Source organism: bacterium (assembly GCA_021108215.1).
Taxonomy (GTDB): Bacteria; Oederibacteriota; JAAXVQ01; order JAAXVQ01; family JAUVAV01; genus JAIORK01.
The window spans coordinates 75,417-95,748 of sequence record JAIORK010000006.1 but is presented as its reverse complement, the minus strand read 5'-3'; the positions used below and the strand labels follow the sequence as shown (position 1 = coordinate 95,748).

The 20,332-nt window shown below is 46.0% G+C and carries 11 protein-coding genes; 5 read left to right on the top strand and 6 right to left on the bottom strand.

Annotated elements, in window-relative coordinates; all coding sequences use genetic code 11:
* Positions 1-73 precede the first annotated feature (73 nt).
* Both hrpB and K8S19_01375 read right to left on the bottom strand, forming a co-directional pair.
* Positions 74-2,566 carry an ATP-dependent helicase HrpB gene (gene hrpB / locus K8S19_01380; protein ID MCD4812336.1) on the bottom strand — a complete coding sequence of 831 codons (2,493 nt, stop codon included), beginning with the start codon at positions 2,564-2,566 and terminating at the stop codon, positions 74-76.
* A gap of 8 nt (positions 2,567-2,574) precedes the next feature.
* Positions 2,575-3,243, bottom strand: a complete 669-nt coding sequence (locus K8S19_01375) for a carbonic anhydrase (GenBank protein ID MCD4812335.1) — start codon at positions 3,241-3,243, stop codon at positions 2,575-2,577.
* A 628-nt stretch (positions 3,244-3,871) separates the two neighbouring features.
* Here K8S19_01375 and K8S19_01370 point away from each other — a divergent pair.
* On the top strand, positions 3,872-5,461 hold the full coding sequence (locus K8S19_01370; protein MCD4812334.1) for a peptide chain release factor 3: 1,590 nt from the start codon (positions 3,872-3,874) through the stop codon (positions 5,459-5,461).
* A 123-nt stretch (positions 5,462-5,584) separates the two neighbouring features.
* Here the strand turns inward: K8S19_01370 and lspA are convergent, their stop codons facing one another.
* Complete coding sequence (lspA, locus tag K8S19_01365) at positions 5,585-6,103, bottom strand: signal peptidase II (protein ID MCD4812333.1); 519 nt, start codon at positions 6,101-6,103, stop codon at positions 5,585-5,587.
* Positions 6,104-6,679: 576 nt separating this feature from the next.
* On the opposite strand from lspA, the gene K8S19_01360 reads away from it, so the two are divergent.
* Both K8S19_01360 and K8S19_01355 read left to right on the top strand, forming a co-directional pair.
* On the top strand, positions 6,680-8,245 hold the full coding sequence (locus K8S19_01360; protein ID MCD4812332.1) for a TolC family protein: 1,566 nt from the start codon (positions 6,680-6,682) through the stop codon (positions 8,243-8,245).
* Between the two features lie 189 nt (positions 8,246-8,434).
* Complete coding sequence (locus K8S19_01355; protein ID MCD4812331.1) at positions 8,435-11,719, top strand: efflux RND transporter permease subunit; 3,285 nt, start codon at positions 8,435-8,437, stop codon at positions 11,717-11,719.
* Between the two features lie 66 nt (positions 11,720-11,785).
* On the opposite strand, the gene K8S19_01350 is transcribed toward K8S19_01355, so the two are convergent.
* Positions 11,786-12,934 carry an ABC transporter ATP-binding protein gene (locus K8S19_01350; GenBank protein ID MCD4812330.1) on the bottom strand — a complete coding sequence of 383 codons (1,149 nt, stop codon included), beginning with the start codon at positions 12,932-12,934 and terminating at the stop codon, positions 11,786-11,788.
* 277 nt (positions 12,935-13,211) lie between these two features.
* On the opposite strand from K8S19_01350, the gene K8S19_01345 reads away from it, so the two are divergent.
* Positions 13,212-16,424 carry an efflux RND transporter permease subunit gene (locus tag K8S19_01345; GenBank protein MCD4812329.1) on the top strand — a complete coding sequence of 1,071 codons (3,213 nt, stop codon included), beginning with the start codon at positions 13,212-13,214 and terminating at the stop codon, positions 16,422-16,424.
* Between the two features lie 48 nt (positions 16,425-16,472).
* Here the strand turns inward: K8S19_01345 and K8S19_01340 are convergent, their stop codons facing one another.
* Together K8S19_01340 and K8S19_01335 are read right to left on the bottom strand one after the other, a co-directional pair.
* Positions 16,473-16,988, bottom strand: a complete 516-nt coding sequence (locus K8S19_01340; protein ID MCD4812328.1) for a transposase — start codon at positions 16,986-16,988, stop codon at positions 16,473-16,475.
* A gap of 337 nt (positions 16,989-17,325) precedes the next feature.
* A complete protein-coding gene (locus tag K8S19_01335) occupies positions 17,326-18,714 on the bottom strand; it encodes a radical SAM protein (protein ID MCD4812327.1) in 1,389 nt (462 codons plus the stop codon).
* Between the two features lie 154 nt (positions 18,715-18,868).
* Here K8S19_01335 and K8S19_01330 point away from each other — a divergent pair, with 154 nt between their 5' ends.
* Entirely contained in the window at positions 18,869-20,308 is a 1,440-nt protein-coding gene (locus K8S19_01330) for a Trk family potassium uptake protein (protein MCD4812326.1), read from the top strand.
* The last annotated feature ends 24 nt before the right edge of the window (positions 20,309-20,332 follow it).

Genomic DNA, 20,332 nt, shown 5'->3' with positions numbered 1-20,332 from the left:
ATCTGAATGGCAATTTTGGAGGAATACATGAAATCAAAGCGGACAAGCCGGGACATACTTTAACACTGAGATATCACGACTTTTGATGCTTGATGTATTTTTTATTTTTGGGATTGTCCGGCCAGTGGTGTTTTGGGTATTTTCCTTCATATTCTTTTTTTATACCAGGATAGGTTTTTTTCCAAAAGCTTTCCAGATCACGGGTTAGCTGTACGGTGCGGTTGGCCGGGCTGAGGATGTCCAGGACAATGGGTTGGTTGCATAGTGTGGGTGTGGTCTGGCATCCGAAAAACTCCTGCAAGCGCGCAGAACATTTTGGGAATCCATCTGTCTGGTAATTCAGTGTTTTTTTGAACCCGGCAGCCAGACGAATGATTTCCGGTGCCGACTGATTGAGGAATTCCTGCTGTTCGGGTTTCAAATAACGTTTCAATCCGGTGAGGAGCGATTGTTCCGACCAGACATTATTTCCGGTCCAGTTGCCGACCGGCAATAGCCATTGCTCGGCTCGGGAAAGCAATGTCGCTTCGTCAAAAGAAGGCCAGTCAGGTTGGTTGCCCCATTTTTCAACAAAGCGGCAACGTGCTAAAAATCGTTCGCTGCCGGTGCTCCAGGGCAGACGCGAGAAACCTTTGGACCTGATTTTTTTTAAAACTTCAGTTTGGAGAATATCTTTAGCAGGCAGGCCGCTTTGTTGACCTTTCAATACAATGGCGCCGATTTTTATTTCTGATTTGCCTTTGGGTTTCCAACCTTTCCAATCAATGCGCCAGCTTTCTTTGGTTGCGACCACTGGACTGGTGAGCAGTTCTTTGTAGGGGATGGGGACGGCTGAAAAGATTTTGGCATTTTGTTCACCGCCATCCAAATCCGTGATCACCAAATAATCGGCTTGTGAGAGCCGGCCTTTGAGCAACCCGCCTCTGCCGGATGCCAACAGCCAACGGGAGGTAACCGGATCATCAAGCCGGGTCCGCTTGGCCAATCGATCCGGATAAGCGGTTAAAAGGAGCCGGCCCACCGCATGCAGGTTGATCGTAAGTTTTTGCGGCAGATCAGTGTGTCTGCCCAAGATGCGCAAAATACGCAGACATTCTTCCCAAATTTTTTTTAACTGACCGCGGTGCTGGGGCAGCGCTTTTCCTTGGGACCAATCCTCGAACAATTGGACCCGTTCACGGAAATCAGGATCTTTGCGAGAGAGTAAATCATCACTTTCCAGTAAGGCGGCCAATACAGCAGCAGTCTCGATATCCGGTGTGTCCTTGAAAGCCATGATCATTCTGGCCAAACGGGGATGGATGGGGAATTGATTGGCATATCGGCCCACGGAGGTAATCCGGCCGTGCGTGTCAAGCAGGTCGAGTTTTTTTAATAAGCCGGTTGCCTGGGAAAGGGCGGCTGCCGGAGGGACCGTAAGCCAGGTAAGGTCGGTAGGAGAGGCGGCACCCCAGGCAGATGTTTCCAGCACCAGAGGGGCCAGATCAGCTTCTGCAATTTCGGGGAGTGCGAAGGGTTCGCGGAAGTCAGTTTTATGCCACCAGCGAAAGCAAAAGCCCGGACCTAAACGTCCTGCCCGGCCTTTGCGCTGCTCAGCAGAAGCCAGACTGATGGGGAGGGTATCCCAGTGATCCATACCCGTACGCGGTAAAAAACGTACGCGGCGTTCCAGACCGATATCCACCACGACTTTCACACCGGGAATCGTAAGACTGGTCTCGGCCACATTGGTGGCAAGAATGATGCGGTTGGTGTTGGCTTTATCAGGATCAAGCACAAGTCGCTGTTCAGAGGAAGGCATCTGACCATGCAGAAGGTGAATTTCTTTCTGTAGGGCAGGGTGTCTACCTGTTAGAATTGCCTGGGTTTTGTACATCTCGAAGAAGCCGGGTAAAAAACATAGAATTGTGGCAGGCGCGCTGTCCTTGATTTGTTGTAGTGCCTCTGAGCAAAGCCGGGCAGCTGCATCCCAGGGTTTTTCATGCGTGTTCACCGGCGGCCGGTAGAAGACTTCGACCGGATGTACACGACCCGGTACGCTGATGAGAGGAAACCCCGGGAAGATTTCAGAAATATCCCTGGCCGGCAACGTTGCTGAAAGGATGGCGATTCTTAAATCCTTGCGATGGTGTTTTCGCGTCTCCCAAGCCAGAGCCAATCCCAAATCACCTTGCAAACTGCGGGTGTGGAATTCATCAAACAAAAGGGTATCATAAAGTTTCAAACCGGGATCTTGCTGTAAAAGCCTGGTCAGGACACCTTCGGTGATGACTTCCAATCGGGTTTGCGGGCTTACGCGGGTCTCTAAACGGGTGCGGATGCCTACTGTTTGTCCAACTGATTCCTGTAAAAGGGAGGCGATACGCTCTGCTGCAGCCCGGGCTGCCAGACGGCGTGGTTCAAGCAAAATAATTTTTTTTTGAGAAAAATCCGGATGTGTGAGCAGCTTCCAGGGGAAAAGGGTGGTTTTGCCTGCGCCGGTTTCAGCAGTGAGGAGCAGCAGACCGTTTTTTAGGAATAATTGAATAATGTCATCCAGTTTATGGAAAATGGGGAGTGTTTTCATCCGGAAAGTTAGATGCTCGTTTGAAGAATATACTGTGCTTCAGCCGGATTGATAACCTTGAATTTATTTTCATCACGGTTGAAGGAGTAGATTTCCACTTCTTCGATGTCAAACCACCAGGCATGCAATGCGGTCTGTTTTTTTTGCAATGCAGATTGCACGATATCATAGGTTTTTAAATGTTCAATTTGGAGAAGGACATTTTTTTGCGAGATGCGGTCCGGGACGGACCAGTCTTTATCAAACGTGAGCGGATGCTCAAAGGTATCCAGCGCATCCTTGGCATGGCTCAGCCAGGAGTTTAAATGGGGCGCGGACTTTACGGTGGAATTCTTATAAATAGCGTGGATGGCACCACAATTGGAGTGGCCGCAGACAATAATATCTTTTACCTGGAGACAATTCAGCGCATATTCGAGTGCGGCTATTTCCGAGTCGTCAGTTTTGGAATAACCGGAGTGATCGCAGCAGGCCGGGACAACATTACCCACATTGCGCATGACAAAAAGATCTCCCGGATTGGTGGAGACCAGAAGATTGGGCACCACCCGGCTGTCACTGCAAGTGATGAAAAGCGCGTCAGGTTGCTGGCGGGCGGTTAAGTGTTTGAATAAAAGATCATTTCCCGCCTCGCGCTTGGCGTGGAAATCCAGGATGCCTTCCAGTAATTTGCGCATGCCGCCCCCTTGATATTACGAATAGGAATGATGATACAGAGTTTGAAAACAGGATACAAGTACATTCTTGTCCGGATTAAGTAATACACAAGAGTGAGACACTTTTGGAGTGATAAAAATCATTGTAAAATAAACGTAGTTTGACGGACAGCCGGAAGGTCTTTTTTAAAAAATATTGAAGCGGAAATCGTTTTCACAACTTGCCCGACCGAAAAAGGTTTTGAAAATCACTGTGTTTTCGCAGTTGCCGCGCAATGTTTTTTAAAAAAGACCTTCCGGCTGTCTTGTCGTATTCGAGTTAGCACAATAAAACATACTGTTTGCTATTCGCCCTAAGTGCATATTTTTAAAGGAAAACTGATGCTGTATACATACGCTAGAGCCGGATTTGACGATAAAGTATTCTGATGTTCTACCAAAACTTGTGGTGCGTTTTTTCCTTTAAAAATATGCACTTAGGGCGAATCAGTTGGCTGCCGTATTTTTGAATTTGGATAAAAATAGTTCGATCGACACTTTACAGACCAGACTGAAAACGGTACAATCTGCTCCGCGCTAATAGACTATTATGAAGCATATATTTCAAGCATCCTGCAAACGCAGGGTGTTTTGACATAGGAAAGAAATCATGAGTTACGAATCTGAAATCGGTAAGCGTAAGACATTTGCCATCATCAGCCATCCGGATGCGGGGAAAACCACGCTCACGGAAAAATTTCTGCTTTTTGCCGGGGCCATTCAAAATGCCGGGGCAGTCAAATCCAATAAAATTAAAAAAACCACCATGTCGGATTTTATGGAAATTGAACGCCAGCGGGGTATCTCCGTGGCGTCCGCAGTGATGAGCTTTGAATATTGCGGTTTGAAAATCAATTTACTGGATACACCGGGGCATAAAGATTTTTCTGAAGATACTTACCGGACGCTAACCGCTGTGGATAGTGTGATTCTGGTTGTGGACAGTGTTAAAGGGGTGGAAGAGCAAACCGAGAATTTGATGAAAGTCTGCCGGATGCGGAAAACTCCGGTGATTATTTTTGTCAATAAGCTGGATCGCGAGGGCCTCAGTCCTTTTGACTTGCTGGATGAGATTGAAAATAAAATTTCGCTCAAGGTTTTGCCGCTGAGCTGGCCCATCAGCCGCGGCGCGGAATTTAAAGGTGTGTACAGTTTGCATGAAAAAAAACTCAGAATTTTTAGTGCGCATCAAAGTATGTCCGAGGCAACGGTTGCCGTTTCTGAGCTGAGCAGTGAAACATTGGGGGATACAATTGGTGGAGGTTTGGCTGCCAAGCTGCGTGAGGATGTGGAGCTGCTTTCCGGGGTTTACGGTACTTTTGAAAAGCAAGAGTATCTCAGCGGTGAGGTGGCGCCGGTATTTTTTGGCAGCGCACTCAATAATTTTGGTGTGAAGGAACTGTTGGATACATTTGTTGAGATTGCGCCCGGGCCCGCTCCCATGGCTGCCGATCTGCGTGTTGTCGCTCCGACGGAAGATGCGTTTAGCGGGTTTGTTTTTAAAATTCATGCCAACCTGGATATGCGTCATCGTGACCGGATAGCCTTTTTCAGAGTCTGCTCAGGAAAATTTGAGCGGAACAAATTTTACCGGCATGTGCGATCAGGGACGGATCTGCGCTTTTCCAACCCGGCCAGCTTTTTGGGACAGAAAAAAGATGTGATCGATGAAGCTTATCCCGGAGATGTCATCGGACTGTATGATCGTGGGAATTTTAAAATCGGCGACACGCTTACAGCGGGTGAAGGCTTTCAGTATCAGGGTGTTCCCAGTTTTTCCCCGGAGATATTCAGGGAGTTAAGCAATACCTCTATGAAAGGCAAGCAGCTGGAGAAGGGGATTAAACATCTTACGGATGAAGGGGTGGCGCAATTATTTTTGATGGATGACGGCCGGCGTAAGATTGTCGGGACGGTGGGTCAGCTGCAATTTGAAGTCATCCAATACCGGTTGGAACACGAATACGGGGCTGAGTGCCGGTTTCATACCCTGGATTTTTATAAGGCCTGCTGGATTAGTTCGGACAATCCCGCCCAGTGGGAGGGGTTTTGCAGATTCATGGCAAACCGCATCGCCCTGGACAAAGATGAACGCCCGGTTTTTTTCGTTGAATCCGAATGGATGCTGCACCACTATGTAAAACAGTATGCGGATATTGCTTTTCGCCTGACCTCGGAGCTTGATTCTCAACCTCTTTAAAAAATATCTTTTACAGCTGTCGCCTGAAGCGGGATATCGATCCGGATGCGGGATTTCAATTTTTACCGGGAAAACACCGGTACGGCTATGCAACGGGATGTTTGAAGTTTGATGCCGTGTTGGTTAGGGTAGTGGCGGGGTCTGGATGTTTTTCGGTTCGACCGGGTTCGTGTGTTTGAGCTCGGACAGGCTCAGTAGAAGCATTGGCCAGATACCCAGATGGATGAAAGTATCGGCGGTATTGAAAATATATTTCCAATAGGGGATATTACGGATATCAATAAAATCAATGACTGCGCCATAGAGCAGTCGGTCAAGAATATTGCTCAATCCGCCGCCCATGATCAGGCCGAAGCAGATAAAATTATATAATTTCAGAGATGTCGCTTTGATCAGATAAATCACCAGACCTGCCAAGATAAAAAGGGTGATGAGAGCGAAAACCCATCCTTGTCCCTGGAAAGCACCGAAAATACCGCCATGATTCTGAACATAGGTCAGCCAAAGAAAGGGTGCAACAATCGTTGATTCACCGATCTCCAGATGAGTGCGAACCAGAATGCTGCTGACCTGGGAGAGCGAAACAGCCAAAAGGGCGGTGAAGGCAAAAATACTCAGATGGATTTTTTTAGAAAGATGCATATAAAAACCTCGAATTAAAAATATGGAAGACATCATAGCATACGTGCGGGATCAGGGGCGGTAATTTTTGCTTGAAACATGTGATAAAACCAGTCAGAATGCTTGCTTTTAAAGAAAAAAAATTGTCCGGCGGACCCGTGGACGCACCACGAGTTTCAGTGGGGCATCAGGGGACTGTATCGTCAAATCAGGCTCTGGCGTATGGATACAGTATCAGTTTTTCTTTAAAAACAAGCACTGAGGGCGACACTAGTGTAGTGTCTTTAAAATATGAGTACATTTGATTTTATGCTTCGATCGTCATTTCCCGACCGGAAAGATATCAAATACTATTCTGGGACGCTATCGCAGCCGGCATTTTGTCACCCCGGTATGTAGTTAACCGGGGCGGAATCCAATGGTTTTGTTTGAAAAAGTCACAGTCTCTGGACCCCGGCTGCAATCATGCCGGGGTGACGTTTGTGCTGTTAATTAAGAGGCACTACACTAGCAGACAGTGTATTTTATAGTTTGGACATGTATGAGTGTTAATAAATAATGGCTGGATTTCAGTTATTTGGTTTCTTGGAGGAAAAGATGAGTGGTTTAAATAAAAAAACAGTAACGATTATAATGATGGTTTCATTCAGTATAGGTCTGCAAGCGCCTTTCCATCGGCTGGAGGCACAACCCAGTAATATTGAATTTGGGAAAGAAGCCGCAGTAACGATCGCAGGAAAACGGATATCCATTGGTGATGCCATTCGGTTGGCGATTGAATCGAATTATGATCTTTTATCCGGAGCCTATGAATTGGCCATGCTGGATTCCAATTTCAGGATGTATCAGAAGAAATACAGTCCTTTTTTTTCGGTTGCGGCAGGCGGCGTTTACCAGGAATACCCGGAAAGCACCAGCTCCTTGACAGGCACAGACTCGAAGACTTGGTCTGCATCTGCCGCTTTGGCGAAAAAATACGTTACCGGGACGCAATTGACGCTGGGTGTGTCGCATGACAAAAGCAGTACGACCTTTTTGCCGATGACTATCAGCATTCCGGGATTATCCTTCGGTGATCCTGATTATACCCGTGCAACTGCATTTGTTTCATTGCAGCAGGAGCTGCTGCAAAATGGATTTGGCGTTAATGAGCAGCTGGAGCAAAAACAAATTGCCAACGCCGGTTTTGTGCGCAAAGAAGTCATTCTCTATCAATTGTCATTGGTGGTAGTCAAAGTCATCATGGAGTACTGGAATGTTGTGCTCAAAGAATCGGCACTCACCAATGCCGCACTACAATATGCAGAAACCAAATCGGTCAGGGATATTACAGAACGTAATGTGAATTTGGGCACAACCAATCGGTTTGAACTACATTACTATAATGTGCTGGTAGCAGGCGCAAAAGCACAATGGATGTTTGCGGAACAGGATTATAAAAATGCCAGGCGTGGATTCCTGCGATCAGTGAATTTGGCGGATGGCGCCGTTCTTGAGGGGGCTGCCGTCTTGGTGAATGAGCTGCCGGAGATTGATAAAAAGGATGCTTTGGACCGGGCGTATGCCAAGCGGGCTGATTATTTGGGTGCGAAGCGCATGCTGGATCACGCGGCTTGGGATTTGGCAATTGCCGGGAATCTTGCGCTGCCAAGTTTGACCGCAGAGTTGTCTGTCAATACAATGGGACAGCAGACCGATGCTTCCGGCGCCTGGCAGGATATGTTGGGTGCGGAGCAGGTAGGGTATGCCGGTAAACTGGCGCTGGTGTATCCCTTGGGGGACCCGGTGCAGACCATAAAAGAACGCAATGCCCGGTTTGCGCATACGCAGGCGGAGATTTCAGTTAGAAAATATGAGCGGTTGATTGCGGATGAGATTGATGAGCAGGTGGAACAGATGAAGACTGTTTATCAATTATACCGGATTTCGAAAGAAGCCAGAATCGAAGCGGAAATTTTCTATAAATCCATGATGAATCAGCTTCGTCGCGGCCGGTTGAACGCCGCGATGGTGAAGAATGGCGTGGATGCTTTGACGCAGGGAAGGCAGCAGGAATTAGAAACGCTTATTCAATTTAATACTATACAACTGCAATTTATAGTGACGAAGAACGAATTGTTTGAAACATTTGGAATTGATCCCAATGACTATATTCCTGAATAAGGGATCTATAAACATTTTTGTCCAAATTAAGTAATATAGCGCGTGATAAAGCCTGTCAGAATACTTATTTTTAAAGAAAAAAACTTGTACGGCGAATGCCGGATGCAGGACGCATCCCGCCGGAGTTCGAATATCGCGTTAGGGAAATTTGCAAAAATTGAGTATGAAATTAATGAAGGAGTATCCGTCGTGCTAAAACTTATTGGAAATTTAATCCATAAAAAATTATTGGTTAATTTGATTGTTGTTCTGTTGGTGTGTTTGGGAGTGTTCACCGCACTTAATATTAATCGGGAAGGTTTTCCGGAAGTTAATTTTGATATGGTAACCGTAACGACAATCTATCCCGGGGCCTCGCCTGATGAAATCGAGCAACTAATCGCAATTCCCATTGAGAAAAAATTGCGTGAGGTAAATGGGATTGATAAATTAAGAGCATACAATATTGAAAATGTCTCGGTTTTTGCCATTTATCTGGAAGATAAGTCGGATAAAGACGAGGTAGTGGATGATATAAAAGATGCGATTGACAGCATCAATGATTTTCCTGTTCGTGCGGAAGCGCCGGTGGTTAAAGAGTTGAAACTGGATAAGACCATCGCCATTCAGGTGGCTTTATACGGCAAGCGGCCGGGTGTGGCTTATCATAAAATTAAATCCGCTGCGGATCATATTGAAAATTTCTTTTATGAAATTGATGGGGTGGCGGACGTAGAGATTTTTGGTGATCGCGATAGGGAATACTTGGTTGAAGTTGATCCCGCAGCTTTGCAGCGCAATCGTATAGGGATTAACACTATTACCGACAAATTGCAATCCCGCAATATTGATCTTCCGGGCGGCGCGCTAAAAATCAGAGACAAAGAATATGTGCTTCGGACCAAAGGGCAGTTTCAAAATATCACGGAAATACGAAATACTGTTATCCAGGCGAATGATCTGGGGTTTGTTGTGAGACTCAAAGATGTCGCGACAGTGATGGATACGTTTGAAGATCCGGATATTTATGAGCGGTTTAATGGCCGGAAAGCCATCATTGTTAATGTTTACAAAAAGAGAAGCGCCGATGAAATTCGAATGGTTGACGCTATTCGAGAAAAAATGAAAACCTATACCTCGCTGCATGCAGACGAGGTTGCAGTTGAAATTTTTGAAGATACCAGCGAATTCACCAAAGAACGGATTTCAAGTGTTTTAACCAATGCATTAACGGGTTTTGTCTTGTTGGCGCTTATTTTGTTGATGCTGTTAGGTGTCCGTATGGCATCCATTGTGAGTATGAGTATTCCCATATCCATTATGGTGGCCTTTGTGGGCATGTCCATAATGGATATTACGATTAATGTGGTCAGTCTCTTTGGTATGGTGATGGTACTGGGTATGATTGTTGATTTCGGTATTGTTGTTTCTGAGAACAGTCATCGTTATATGGAACAGGGACTGCCGAAAGTACAGGCCATTCAAAAAGGTGTGACGGAAGTTTTTTGGCCGGTAACAGTAACCCTCTTATGTATCAGTGCGGCTTTTAGTCCGATTTTGTTTTTGAGCGGTATTATTGGCAAATTTATCTGGGCAATACCTGCGGTGCTGTTGATTTGTTTGTTTGCTTCCTGGGTTGTGGCCATGTTTGTTTTGCCGACTTATCTTAATACCTTTGCGCATGCAGCATCGACTAAAAAGCCTGATGCCTGTATTGAGAAAGATGAGAACTGTGAACGGGGTTTTTTCGGACGCATTCAATTGAAGTATAAGGGTTTTTTAAAAGGTGCATTAAAACATCGTTATGTAACATTGTTTGTTCTGATTTTAATGCTGGTCGGCTCCCTTTATCTTGGGACCAGAGTCGGATTTGTTTTTATGCCCGATGGTGGTGCTGAAAACATGCAGGTTATTGCCAAATTACCCCAAGGGACCCATTTGGACGCAACCCTGCGGGAAGTTAGGAAACTGGAAAAAATTATTTTAGAAATCCCTGAACATGAATTGGAATCTTTGCAAGTGCGGGTGGGTACGGAAACCGCCAGTATTTTAGATCCTAAACCCGGCGCGGGTACGAATAAAGCCACTTTTCAAATTGCCTTGACCTCTGAGAAAAAGCGCAAACGTGATGCGTATCGGATTTTAGAGGAATTACGTCATCAGGTTGCCCGGGCGCGTGAGGCGAAGATACTGCCGGATGAAATGGAATTGAAAATGACGATTCAGGGAAACGGACCTCCGGTGGGAAAGCCGATTAATGTTGAAATTCGGGGACAGGATATTCAAATCTTAAAGGAAATTGCGTTAAAGTATACGGCCTATCTGGAAAAGGTGGAGGGAGTAAAAGATATTAACTTTGATTTGGAGGAAGGTAAAACAGAGTATCGTTATACGATTGATGAGGAGATGGCTGCCAAAGGTCAGGTATCTGCCCGGGATATTGCAACAACTTTGCATGCGGCTTTTAGCGGGTCAGTCGCAACCAATGTACAACAAGGTGAAGAAGATATTGATATTCGGGTTCGTTTTCCGGAAAAAGCCAGACAAGACAAAGAGAGCCTTAAGGAAGTGTTGGTTGCAAATAAAATGGATGGCTTGATTCCATTGAGTCGTGTTTCTAAAATGACGCAGCAGCCCGGTTACTCAATGATTAATCGTCTGGATTTCAAGCGGATTGTTCAAGTACAAGCAGAGGTGGATACGCATGTAATCACGTCCCTGGAAGCGAACCGGATGCTGAAAGAACATTTCGCTGCACTGGAAAAGGCCTATCCTGAATATAATATTTCCTATGGCGGTGAGCAGGAAGATACCAACGAAAGCATGGGGGAATTGGGCGTTTTGTTTATTTTTGCATTGTTTGTTATTTTTATTATTCTGGCGGTATTTATGAATTCGCTCATTATGCCTATTGTGGTTATGAGTGCGATTCCTTTTGGCTTGGTTGGCATGATGATTGCGCTTTGGGCGCATCATGAAACCATTTCATTTATGAGTACTTTAGGTTTTTTTAGTTTGGCGGGTGTTATTGTCAGCAATACCTTGGTTCTGGTTGAGTTTATCAATATTCAACGTAAAAAAGGTCTGCCGATTAAAGAGGCTTTACTGGAAGCCGGTGTGCTGCGGTTGCGACCTGTTCTTTTAACCAGCGGCACAACTGTATTGGGTTTATTGCCAACCATTTATGGGTTGGGTGGGAAGGATCATTTTGTGGCACCTTTGGCATTGGCTTTTGGATATGGTCTTGTTTTTGCCACCTTTATTACCTTAGTGCTCATTCCCTGTCTTTACCACATTGCGGAAGATTATAAGCGCGGCGCGGCCAAAGTACTTGGCTGGGTGGGGATTAAAATGGATGGATCCATCTATCGGCCGGTGTTGAAAACAGGCATGATTGAAGAAATGGAAACGCAAGCCATTCCGCCGGTTCAAATCCTGAAACACGCGGTCAGGAAAAAGAAAGTTGCGAAGACGAAAAGAAAAATTTCAAAGTAGGGGACGGTCGCGACCGCAGGGAATCCCGTCAATTAATATTCTTCCGGTCGGGGGACCGTTCCCTGCTCAACAAATGACTTTTTCCAAGCCGGTCTGGTTTTTTTCGGGATCCACCTTGTCAGGCCGGGGTTCGAAATAATGCGCCTTGCCCATATCCAGTACAATATCAATTTGTTTGTTTTCTGAAAGTTTGTCATAGGTATTTACTTTGGTGATGATGGTTTGCTCACCCGCCTGAAGGTGTAAAATGGCATACTCGCCGGTGGGCAACATGACTTTGATTTTGGCTTTTAAAGTATTACCGGCGGATGCATTGGCGGCGTAAATTTTGTCATAAATGTTTTCCGGCCGGATACCCATTGTGGTTTTTTGGCCAATACGTTTGGAAAGTGTTTTGGCATGTGTCGTATGGGTCTTGAGTGTGAGGTGCTCGTTGAAGAAGTAAATGTCTTTGCCTTTTTTTATTAGCTCACCGGGAATGAAATTCATGCGTTGGTTGCCGATGAAACCGGCCACAAATTTATTACAGGGTTTTTTATACAGGTTAAGCGGTTTGTCAAATTGGTGAACCTCGCCCTTTTTCAATACGACAATCCGATCAGCCATGGTCATGGCCTCGATTTGGTCATGGGTTACATAGATCATGGTGGCTTTGAGAATGGAATGCAGCTGGCGGATGTCAGCCCGCATGCTTTCGCGCATCTCCGCATCCAGGTTGGAGAGCGGTTCGTCAAATAAAAATACTTTGGGTTTACGGACAATGGCGCGTCCAACCGCAACACGTTGACGCTCGCCGCCGGAAAGACCCTTGGGGAGTTTGGTGAGATGTTCGGTGATTCTCAGGATCTCAGCAGCTTCCATCACCCGTTTTTCAATTTCTTTTTTAGGCAGATGCTGCAGCCGTAATCCGAAGGCCATGTTGCTAAAAACATTCATATGCGGATAAAGCGCATAATTTTGGAAAACCATGGCGATATCCCGGTCATGGGAAACAACCTCATTGACCATCTGGCCGCCGATATGGATTTCACCTGCCGAGACGTCTTCGAGGCCGGCAATCATGCGCAAGGTGGTGGATTTGCCGCATCCCGAAGGACCGACCAAAATAACAAACTCCTTATCCTCGCACGTGAAACTGATGTTTTTAACAACTTTTTTTAAACCTTCCGGGGATTCGAAATTTTTGCACACATTTTTCAATACTACTTTTGCCATGCTCACGACCTCCTGCGTCGGAAATTCTTTGGAATATATTAACAGACTATTAGGATTAGACAAGGCGAAATAAGCGGATAAATATACGTTCTTTTTTGTTTTTGGCGGGAGCAGGAAAGCATTGTAAAGCAGGATTGATATTCAGTCATCTGATTTTCGAACAAATCCGTGATGGTGGCGGAAAATTGAATTGATGAAAGGAAGAAATACAGATAAAATGTTTTTTATTGCGGTGCGATAATTCATCCAAACGGTTTGAAAGGAAATAGTGATAAGTATGTGGGATAAATTTATAGAATTTTTTGCCAAGCGGCATATGCTCGCCAATTTAATGTTTCTGGGAATTATGGTTGCCGGGATGTATTTTTGGTTTACTACCAATAAAGAGGAGCTACCCAATATCACCCGGGACCGAGTGAGTATTTCTGCATCGTATCCCGGTGCTTCGGCTGAACAAGTAGAGTATTTTGTCACCAAAGAAATTGAGGACAAGCTAAGAGGAATTGACGGCATTTACCAGGTGACCAGTAATTCAGGTGCGGGTTCATCCAGCGTAAGTGTCGAACTGGAGCTTAAGCGTCCGGATCGGGATGAAATCGTCAATGAGATTAAAGCTGCGGTTTATGACGCCAAATTGCCGGATGAGGTGACGGATGATCCCAATGTTCGGGAATACAAGTCATCCAAAAAAGCGATTATTGATATCGGTGTTTTTAATAAAAATGAAAATTTGTTGACCAAAGAGAAAAGGGTGGAACTCCATACGTATGTGTTGGCATTGGAAAACCAGCTTCTCAACCTGGTTTACATCAGCGAGGTCAGGCGCGGAGCCTATCGTCAACCGGAAATCCGAATCGAAGCGGACCCGGTGAAACTGAAAAAATTTCACGTTCCGCTCAATATGATTGCCAATGAAATTAGGGCGCAAAATTCCCGCCAACCGGCCGGAGACTTAGAAGACCTGCTGGAATCCAAAGTGACTCTGGATTCGGAATTGGACACTGTTCAGGAATTGGAAAACGTGATTATCCGGAGTGGTTTTGACAGTCAAAAAGTGCGTGTGAAGGATATTGGACAGGTGACGGAAAATTTTAAGAAGACCAAACTTATTCAAAAAGTAAATGGGCGTGAAGGTGTTTTTTTAAACGCAGTCAAAACCGCCGACTCGGATATTTTAGAATCGGTCGATGCGGTGAAGGCATTGGTGAAAAAATTTAATGAGAATACGCTGAAGGGAACGGAATATGAAATTGCCTTGTTGGATGATGAGTCGCGGGAACTCAGGAATCGTTTAAACATTATTCTCTACAACGGGACAATTGGTCTTGGGTTGGTGCTGGTGGTACTGCTGGTTTTTCTCAATTTCCATACTGCTTTTTGGGTTGCCATGGGAATTCCATTCACCTTTGCCTTCACCGTGGTCGGTATCAATATGTTTGGGTATACGATTAACAATATCACGCTGGGTGCCATCATCATTGTCATGGGGATGATTGTGGATGACGCCATTATCGTGGCGGAAAATATTTCGCGATACAGGTCCGAGGGGATGGGTTTTGAAGAAGCAGCCATCAAAGGAACATCGTATGTGTTGCTCCCCATTACCGCAGCCATTATAACGACCGGTCTGTCCTTTACGCCTTTGTACATGAATCTCGGCGGCTGGCATGGTGTGATGATCAGTTTTTTGCCGCCGGTGATTTTTTTGATGTTGGGAGCATCTTTATTTGAATCGGTGTTGATACTCCCCGGTCATATGAGTATTCGGATGCCGGCCTGGTTGATGGGGGGAGCCCGCAAGCCAGTGAAAAAAAATACGTTGCCGCCTAAATCCGTGCAGAGAAGCGTTTCCAAGGGAAAGGTTGTTTCAGAGAAACGTGTTCGGCACTGGTTTTTGGTGTGGGAGACAGCATACGGAAATATTCTTGAAAAATTATTAAAGGTGAAATATTGGGTGTTTTTATTGGCAGCGATCCTGTTGGCCGGGTCTTTTTGGTCGGCGGCTACATTTATGAAATTTACAATGTTTCCGCGCACCGAGTCGGATCAGATCAACCTGATGGGGGAAGCACCCCGCGGGATGGTGGCCAAACAAACCGCCGTGCTGGTCCGGCCGGTTGAAGAGATGCTTTCGCGCTATATTGGTAAGGAAATGATCGGATTCAGGACGGAAATCGCACGGAGCCGCCGCGGCCGGGCGGTGGAAGAAAATAAATTTAGAATCAGGATTCAGATTGTTCCGCGCGGGGAGCGGAAAAAATCATTGAATCAATTGATCAAAGAATGGGAAAAGGTCTTGGAGCCCCGGCGGCGTGAATTTAAAAAGCTGAAATTTTCCAGGGGTTGGTGGGGTGGTTCTGAATCGCCTATTCAAATTTTGATAAAAGATAATAACGATAAAAACCGTGCGGCTTTTGCCGGAAGTCTGGCGCAAAAAATGAAAATGCATCCGGAGCTTGACAATGTCGAGATCGATAAGCCGATTACCAATCCTGAATACAAGATCGAGATCAACCGTGAAGAGATGAAGCGGTTGGGCATCAGTGCTTCGGATATCAAATCGACCCTGCGTGCGTCCGTGGAAGGATTGCTGCTGTATGAATTGAAGGGGGAGAATGAGGAGTTGTATGTTCGGCTCACGATTCCTGAGGCATCAAAAAAAAGGATTGAAGATGTTTTGGATGTGCCCGTAGAAAACCGGAGCGATTATCTGGTTCCTTTAAAAAATATCGTTGTGGTTCGGCGGGAAGAAACCCCGGCAAGCATTGAACGTCAGGATTATATCAGGACCCTGGTGGTGTATGGCGACATGAAACCGGGCAGCAAGAAAACCCCGCTGGAAATTGCCAGGGAATTTGAAGAAACGGTCTTTCCTGACTTGCAGAATAAATTCCCTACGACCGCAGTTTCTTTTATCGGAGAGATTTTTGATTCGCGCAAGACACAGCAGGATATGCTCAAGGCGGTCATGATAGCATTGGCACTGATTTATGCGGTGCTGGCCCTGCTTTTTAGTTCGCCGTATAAGCCGTTTATGATTATGATTACCATCCCCTTTGGTGTGGTGGGGGTCGTTTGGTGCCTGATCGGACATGGCATGAGTGTTTATGGTTTTTTCTCGCTGATCGGTGCTTTGGGCATGATGGGCGTGGTGATTAATGATTCGATCGTCATGCTGACAAAACTGGATCGGGAATATGATAAGTGCGGACACAAGGAAATGTCCGGTATACAGATCGCCGCCATTGCCAAAACACGCCTCCAGGCAGTCCTTTTAACTACGTTGACAACCATTGCCGCGTTGTTTCCAACCGCTTATGGCTGGGCGGGCTACGATTCCATGCTTTCGGAAATGATGCTGGTCATGGGCTGGGGACTCATTTTTGGTACCGTCATCACCCTGGTCTTGATTCCGTGTCTCTACGGCTTTTCGCGGGACGTAAAACATTGGCTGCAATCGGTTTTTCCCAAGAACCAACAGGCGTGTTGATGGTTTGTAGGGAACGGTCGCTTCGTAGGGAACGGTCGCGACCGTTCCCTACAATGTTAAACCAATTTCTTTCATAATCGGATTGTTGTGTATGTATTTCCGTATTCTGATTAAATCTATTTCATTGCGGATGATATGATCATAAAATGATTTTTGCCATTTGAAATCAACATATCCGGTTTTGTGAATTAATTTTGAACTGGTGGTTTTAAATGCACCAATTAATTCCGGCAAAGGTTTGATTTTATGTTGTAGGGAATGGTTATGTTGTAGGGAATGGTCGCGACCATTCCCTACAACATAACCATTCCCTACGAGGTTAATGATTCCATGAAAGTGATCGGGCATGATGATGTATTCATCTAAAGAGATATAATTATACTGATTTGCCAGCCATTTCCATTGTTCTTCAACAATTTTTCCGCATTGATTCAATATGATTTGTCCATCTTGATTCTGACCAAACCATGCTGCATGATCATGTGGACAAATGGTAACAAAATACATTCCGGTTCTTGAATAATCATAATCAGGTAATCGGGTTAATTTTCTGTTACGGCGCATGGGTATGATCCTGTTTGTTTTTATTTGTTAGAAATATTGGGTCTTGTTTGTTAGACCAAGAAATTCTGGAATTATTGCGAGATAAAAACCATTTTGAAGAAAAAATAATTATTTGTAGGGAACGGTCGCGACCGCTCCCTACGATATTATAATCATGTCAAATGCCCCCGTATAATTTTGCTCTCGGCGCGGATGGATGAGGCGTTGGTGAAGGAGGCACTGATTGCGGGTGTGGACAGGTGCATGGCCAAACCGTTTGAACTGATTGCGCTGCGCATAACAGTGGAAGAACTGATGGGATAATAAAACGCTACAGGCTTACACCTGTAGCGTTTTATTAAGTTGCGACCGCACACTGTTTCTCCAATAGGATGATTTTATTGTCCAGGGTGGGGATGGGGCAGCCGGCTTCAATGAAGGCGTCGATGGTTGGGTAGGAAAATACATTGGTCTGGATCCCGGTTTCATGCGACGCTTTTTGGGCGTCATGGAACATGGCAAGCAATGCTTCCAGTGGGATGCAGGTATGGTGTTCCTGGGCCGTAAAGGCTTCATACCGGGGATCGGGATAGAAGATTAATGATTGGCATGAAACATAGGCAATCGGTGATTTTCGTTTGTCCAGCAGTTCTCCCATTAACCGGATCATACCGGGCAGTTCGTGATAATTTTGTTTCATCAGGACAAAGGAAAAAATCAGGGCAAAGAAATAGTTTTTCTCATTGCTGTAATCCAGCAAAAAACGGATTTGTTGAATCAGGCGGTCAAATTTCACATTGACGCGGATACGTTCAACAGTTTCCCTGGTGGCGCCGTCCAGGCTGATGTTCAAGGCGTGGATGATTTTATGGTCAATTAAAAACATGATGTTTGGGGGAGTTAAAGCGATACCATTGGTTGAAATGCCCAGCGGAACGCCATGGTTTTTCAAATGCCTGGCAATACTTTTCCAGGAACAATAGCAGAGAAACTCCGAGCCGTGCATGAAAAAATCAATGATCTGGTTGCTCCCGTAAAAAGCCTCGTCAATGTGCTTGGGAGCCAGTTCCGGACCTTCGATGATTTCACGGTTGGGTAAAAACATGCAGTGGATGCACCGGGCATTGCACTTGGCCTGCAAACCGACCTGCCGGTAAGGCACGATGTCAGGCGGGGTTGGGTCATGGTTTAAAAAAGCTTCGATAATGCGGCCGATGACCATGAGCTTTTGAACAGCCTGTTCTACTTCCGCCGGATAGTCATGAAGCAGGGAGCAACTGTTTTCGAAAGTTTCCAAGACAAGCATGTATGTTTTGAGGGTGCTTGCACTGGCCGGGGAAATTTCAGTCAGGGTGAGCAGCGATTCTGCGGCATCAAGCAGGGGCAGGCTTTCTTTTGTGAATTGATATAATACCTGCCGGTTCCGGTTGAAAGGCGCAGCCAATTCATTGGCCAGATTGCGGGCCGTGCCGTTTAAAAAACATTTTTGGCACTGGTCGTCCGGGAAAATACCGCTTGCGATTTGATTTCTAAATGCCTGAAATGCTTTGCTGTGCCAGGCAGTCCGGAGTCCGTCTTTTTGCCAGTTGCCGAGCACATTTAAATTGCGGCAGCAGGCTTGCAAGTCACCATTTTGTTTGAGGACCCCTTCGATCCAGGGGGCGGCGCAGAAATTTCCGGTGGGCCGGGGCTGGGGAGATAGAGTGTCGTGCACAGGACATGCTTGTGTGACTGCTTGCTCGGACATAGTTTTTTCCTTGATAGAGATAATAGAGTATCGGTAGATGAGTGCATTCGTTTAAGTGACCATGCAGGGGTGAGGCGCTTTCGCCCGGCGGAACAGCGGAGTTTTTCAAAGCTGCTCCGGGAATAAGCGTGAAAGAAGAAAAAGCCTGGGATGAATGCATAGGAAAATGCATGACAAATCCAATCAAAATGCTAAAATGGTTGAAAATTTTTTAGGGGAATTGATGAAATCAACCGAAGAATCCATCAACGATTTGTTTACATCGCGCAAGGATGCCCGCAAGGGCGCCCTTGCCAATCTTACCCCGGCGCTTCGCTTGGTGGCGGCTTTCGCTATTATTATATCAACCGGCACATTGCTGCTCTTGATACCGTGGGCCGTGCCGACGGATCAACCGCTATCCCTGGTGGATGCCCTTTTTACCGCGACCTCGGCGGTCTGTGTGACCGGCTTGATCGTGCGTGATACGGCCATGGCGTTTACACCGTTTGGACAGGTGATTATTTTACTGCTGATCCAGGTGGGCGGGTTGGGGTATATGATCATGGCATCCATGGCAGCCATTTTATTGGGCCGCCGCATTGGTGTGAGTGACAAGGTTGCCATTCGGCAGGCCTTGAATCTCGATACCGGCGAGGGCATGCTGAAATTCGTGCGCAATGCCGTTTTGGTGACGTTATCTCTCGAATTCATAGGCGCCATCATCATCACAGCAACCTATTGGGGCGATCATTCACCCGGCCGGGCCATTGTGCTGGGTGTTTTTCATGCCATTTCAGGATTTAATAATGCCGGGTTCTGTCTCTTTTCAGACAATTTAATGTCTCAGGGAAATCATACCTTGGTGGTGGCCACCATTTCTTTTCTGGCGATTCTCGGCGGATTGGGATATATGGTGATTCATGAATTGCTCTATTGGCATAAAAAAGAACGGAAAAAATTATCAGTGCACGCCCGATTGGTTTTGATTACCACGTCTGCATTGGTTGTGATCGGTGCACTGGTGTTTTATTTCACGGCGGATATGGATTGGGGTCAAGCGTTGTTTCTTTCCGCAGTGGGCCGGACATCCGGTTTTAATATTCAGGATACCGGTGCTTTGGCGCCGCGTGTACAGTTTTTTATGACGCCCTTGATGTTTATTGGCGCTTCACCCGGCGGGACCGGCGGGGGCATCAAGACTACTACGTTTGCCATCATGTGTCTGGCAATTTGGGCTACGCTGAGGGGGCGAAATGAAATTGTTGTTTTTCGCCGCCATCTTTCACAAAATATCATTTATAAATCATTGATTATTTTTCTGATCATGAGTGTTTTTCTTGTTGTTTTCACCTTGCTGTTGGAAATCATGGAAAACCTGGATGTGGGAAAAATATTATTCGAGATGACATCAGCGTTTGGAACAGTAGGTTTATCCATGGGTGATGGCGGCAATTTAAGTATGTCGGCTTTGTTTTCCACTTCCGGAAAACTTTTGGTGACTGCCGCGATGTTTTTTGGCCGTTTGGGCCCGATTACCATTGGTTTGGCGGCGGCGCTTTATACGCGGAATTCGCACATGAAATATCCGGAAGGGAAAGTGAGCATCGGATAAGATGGCTTGCGGTGATGTCATCCG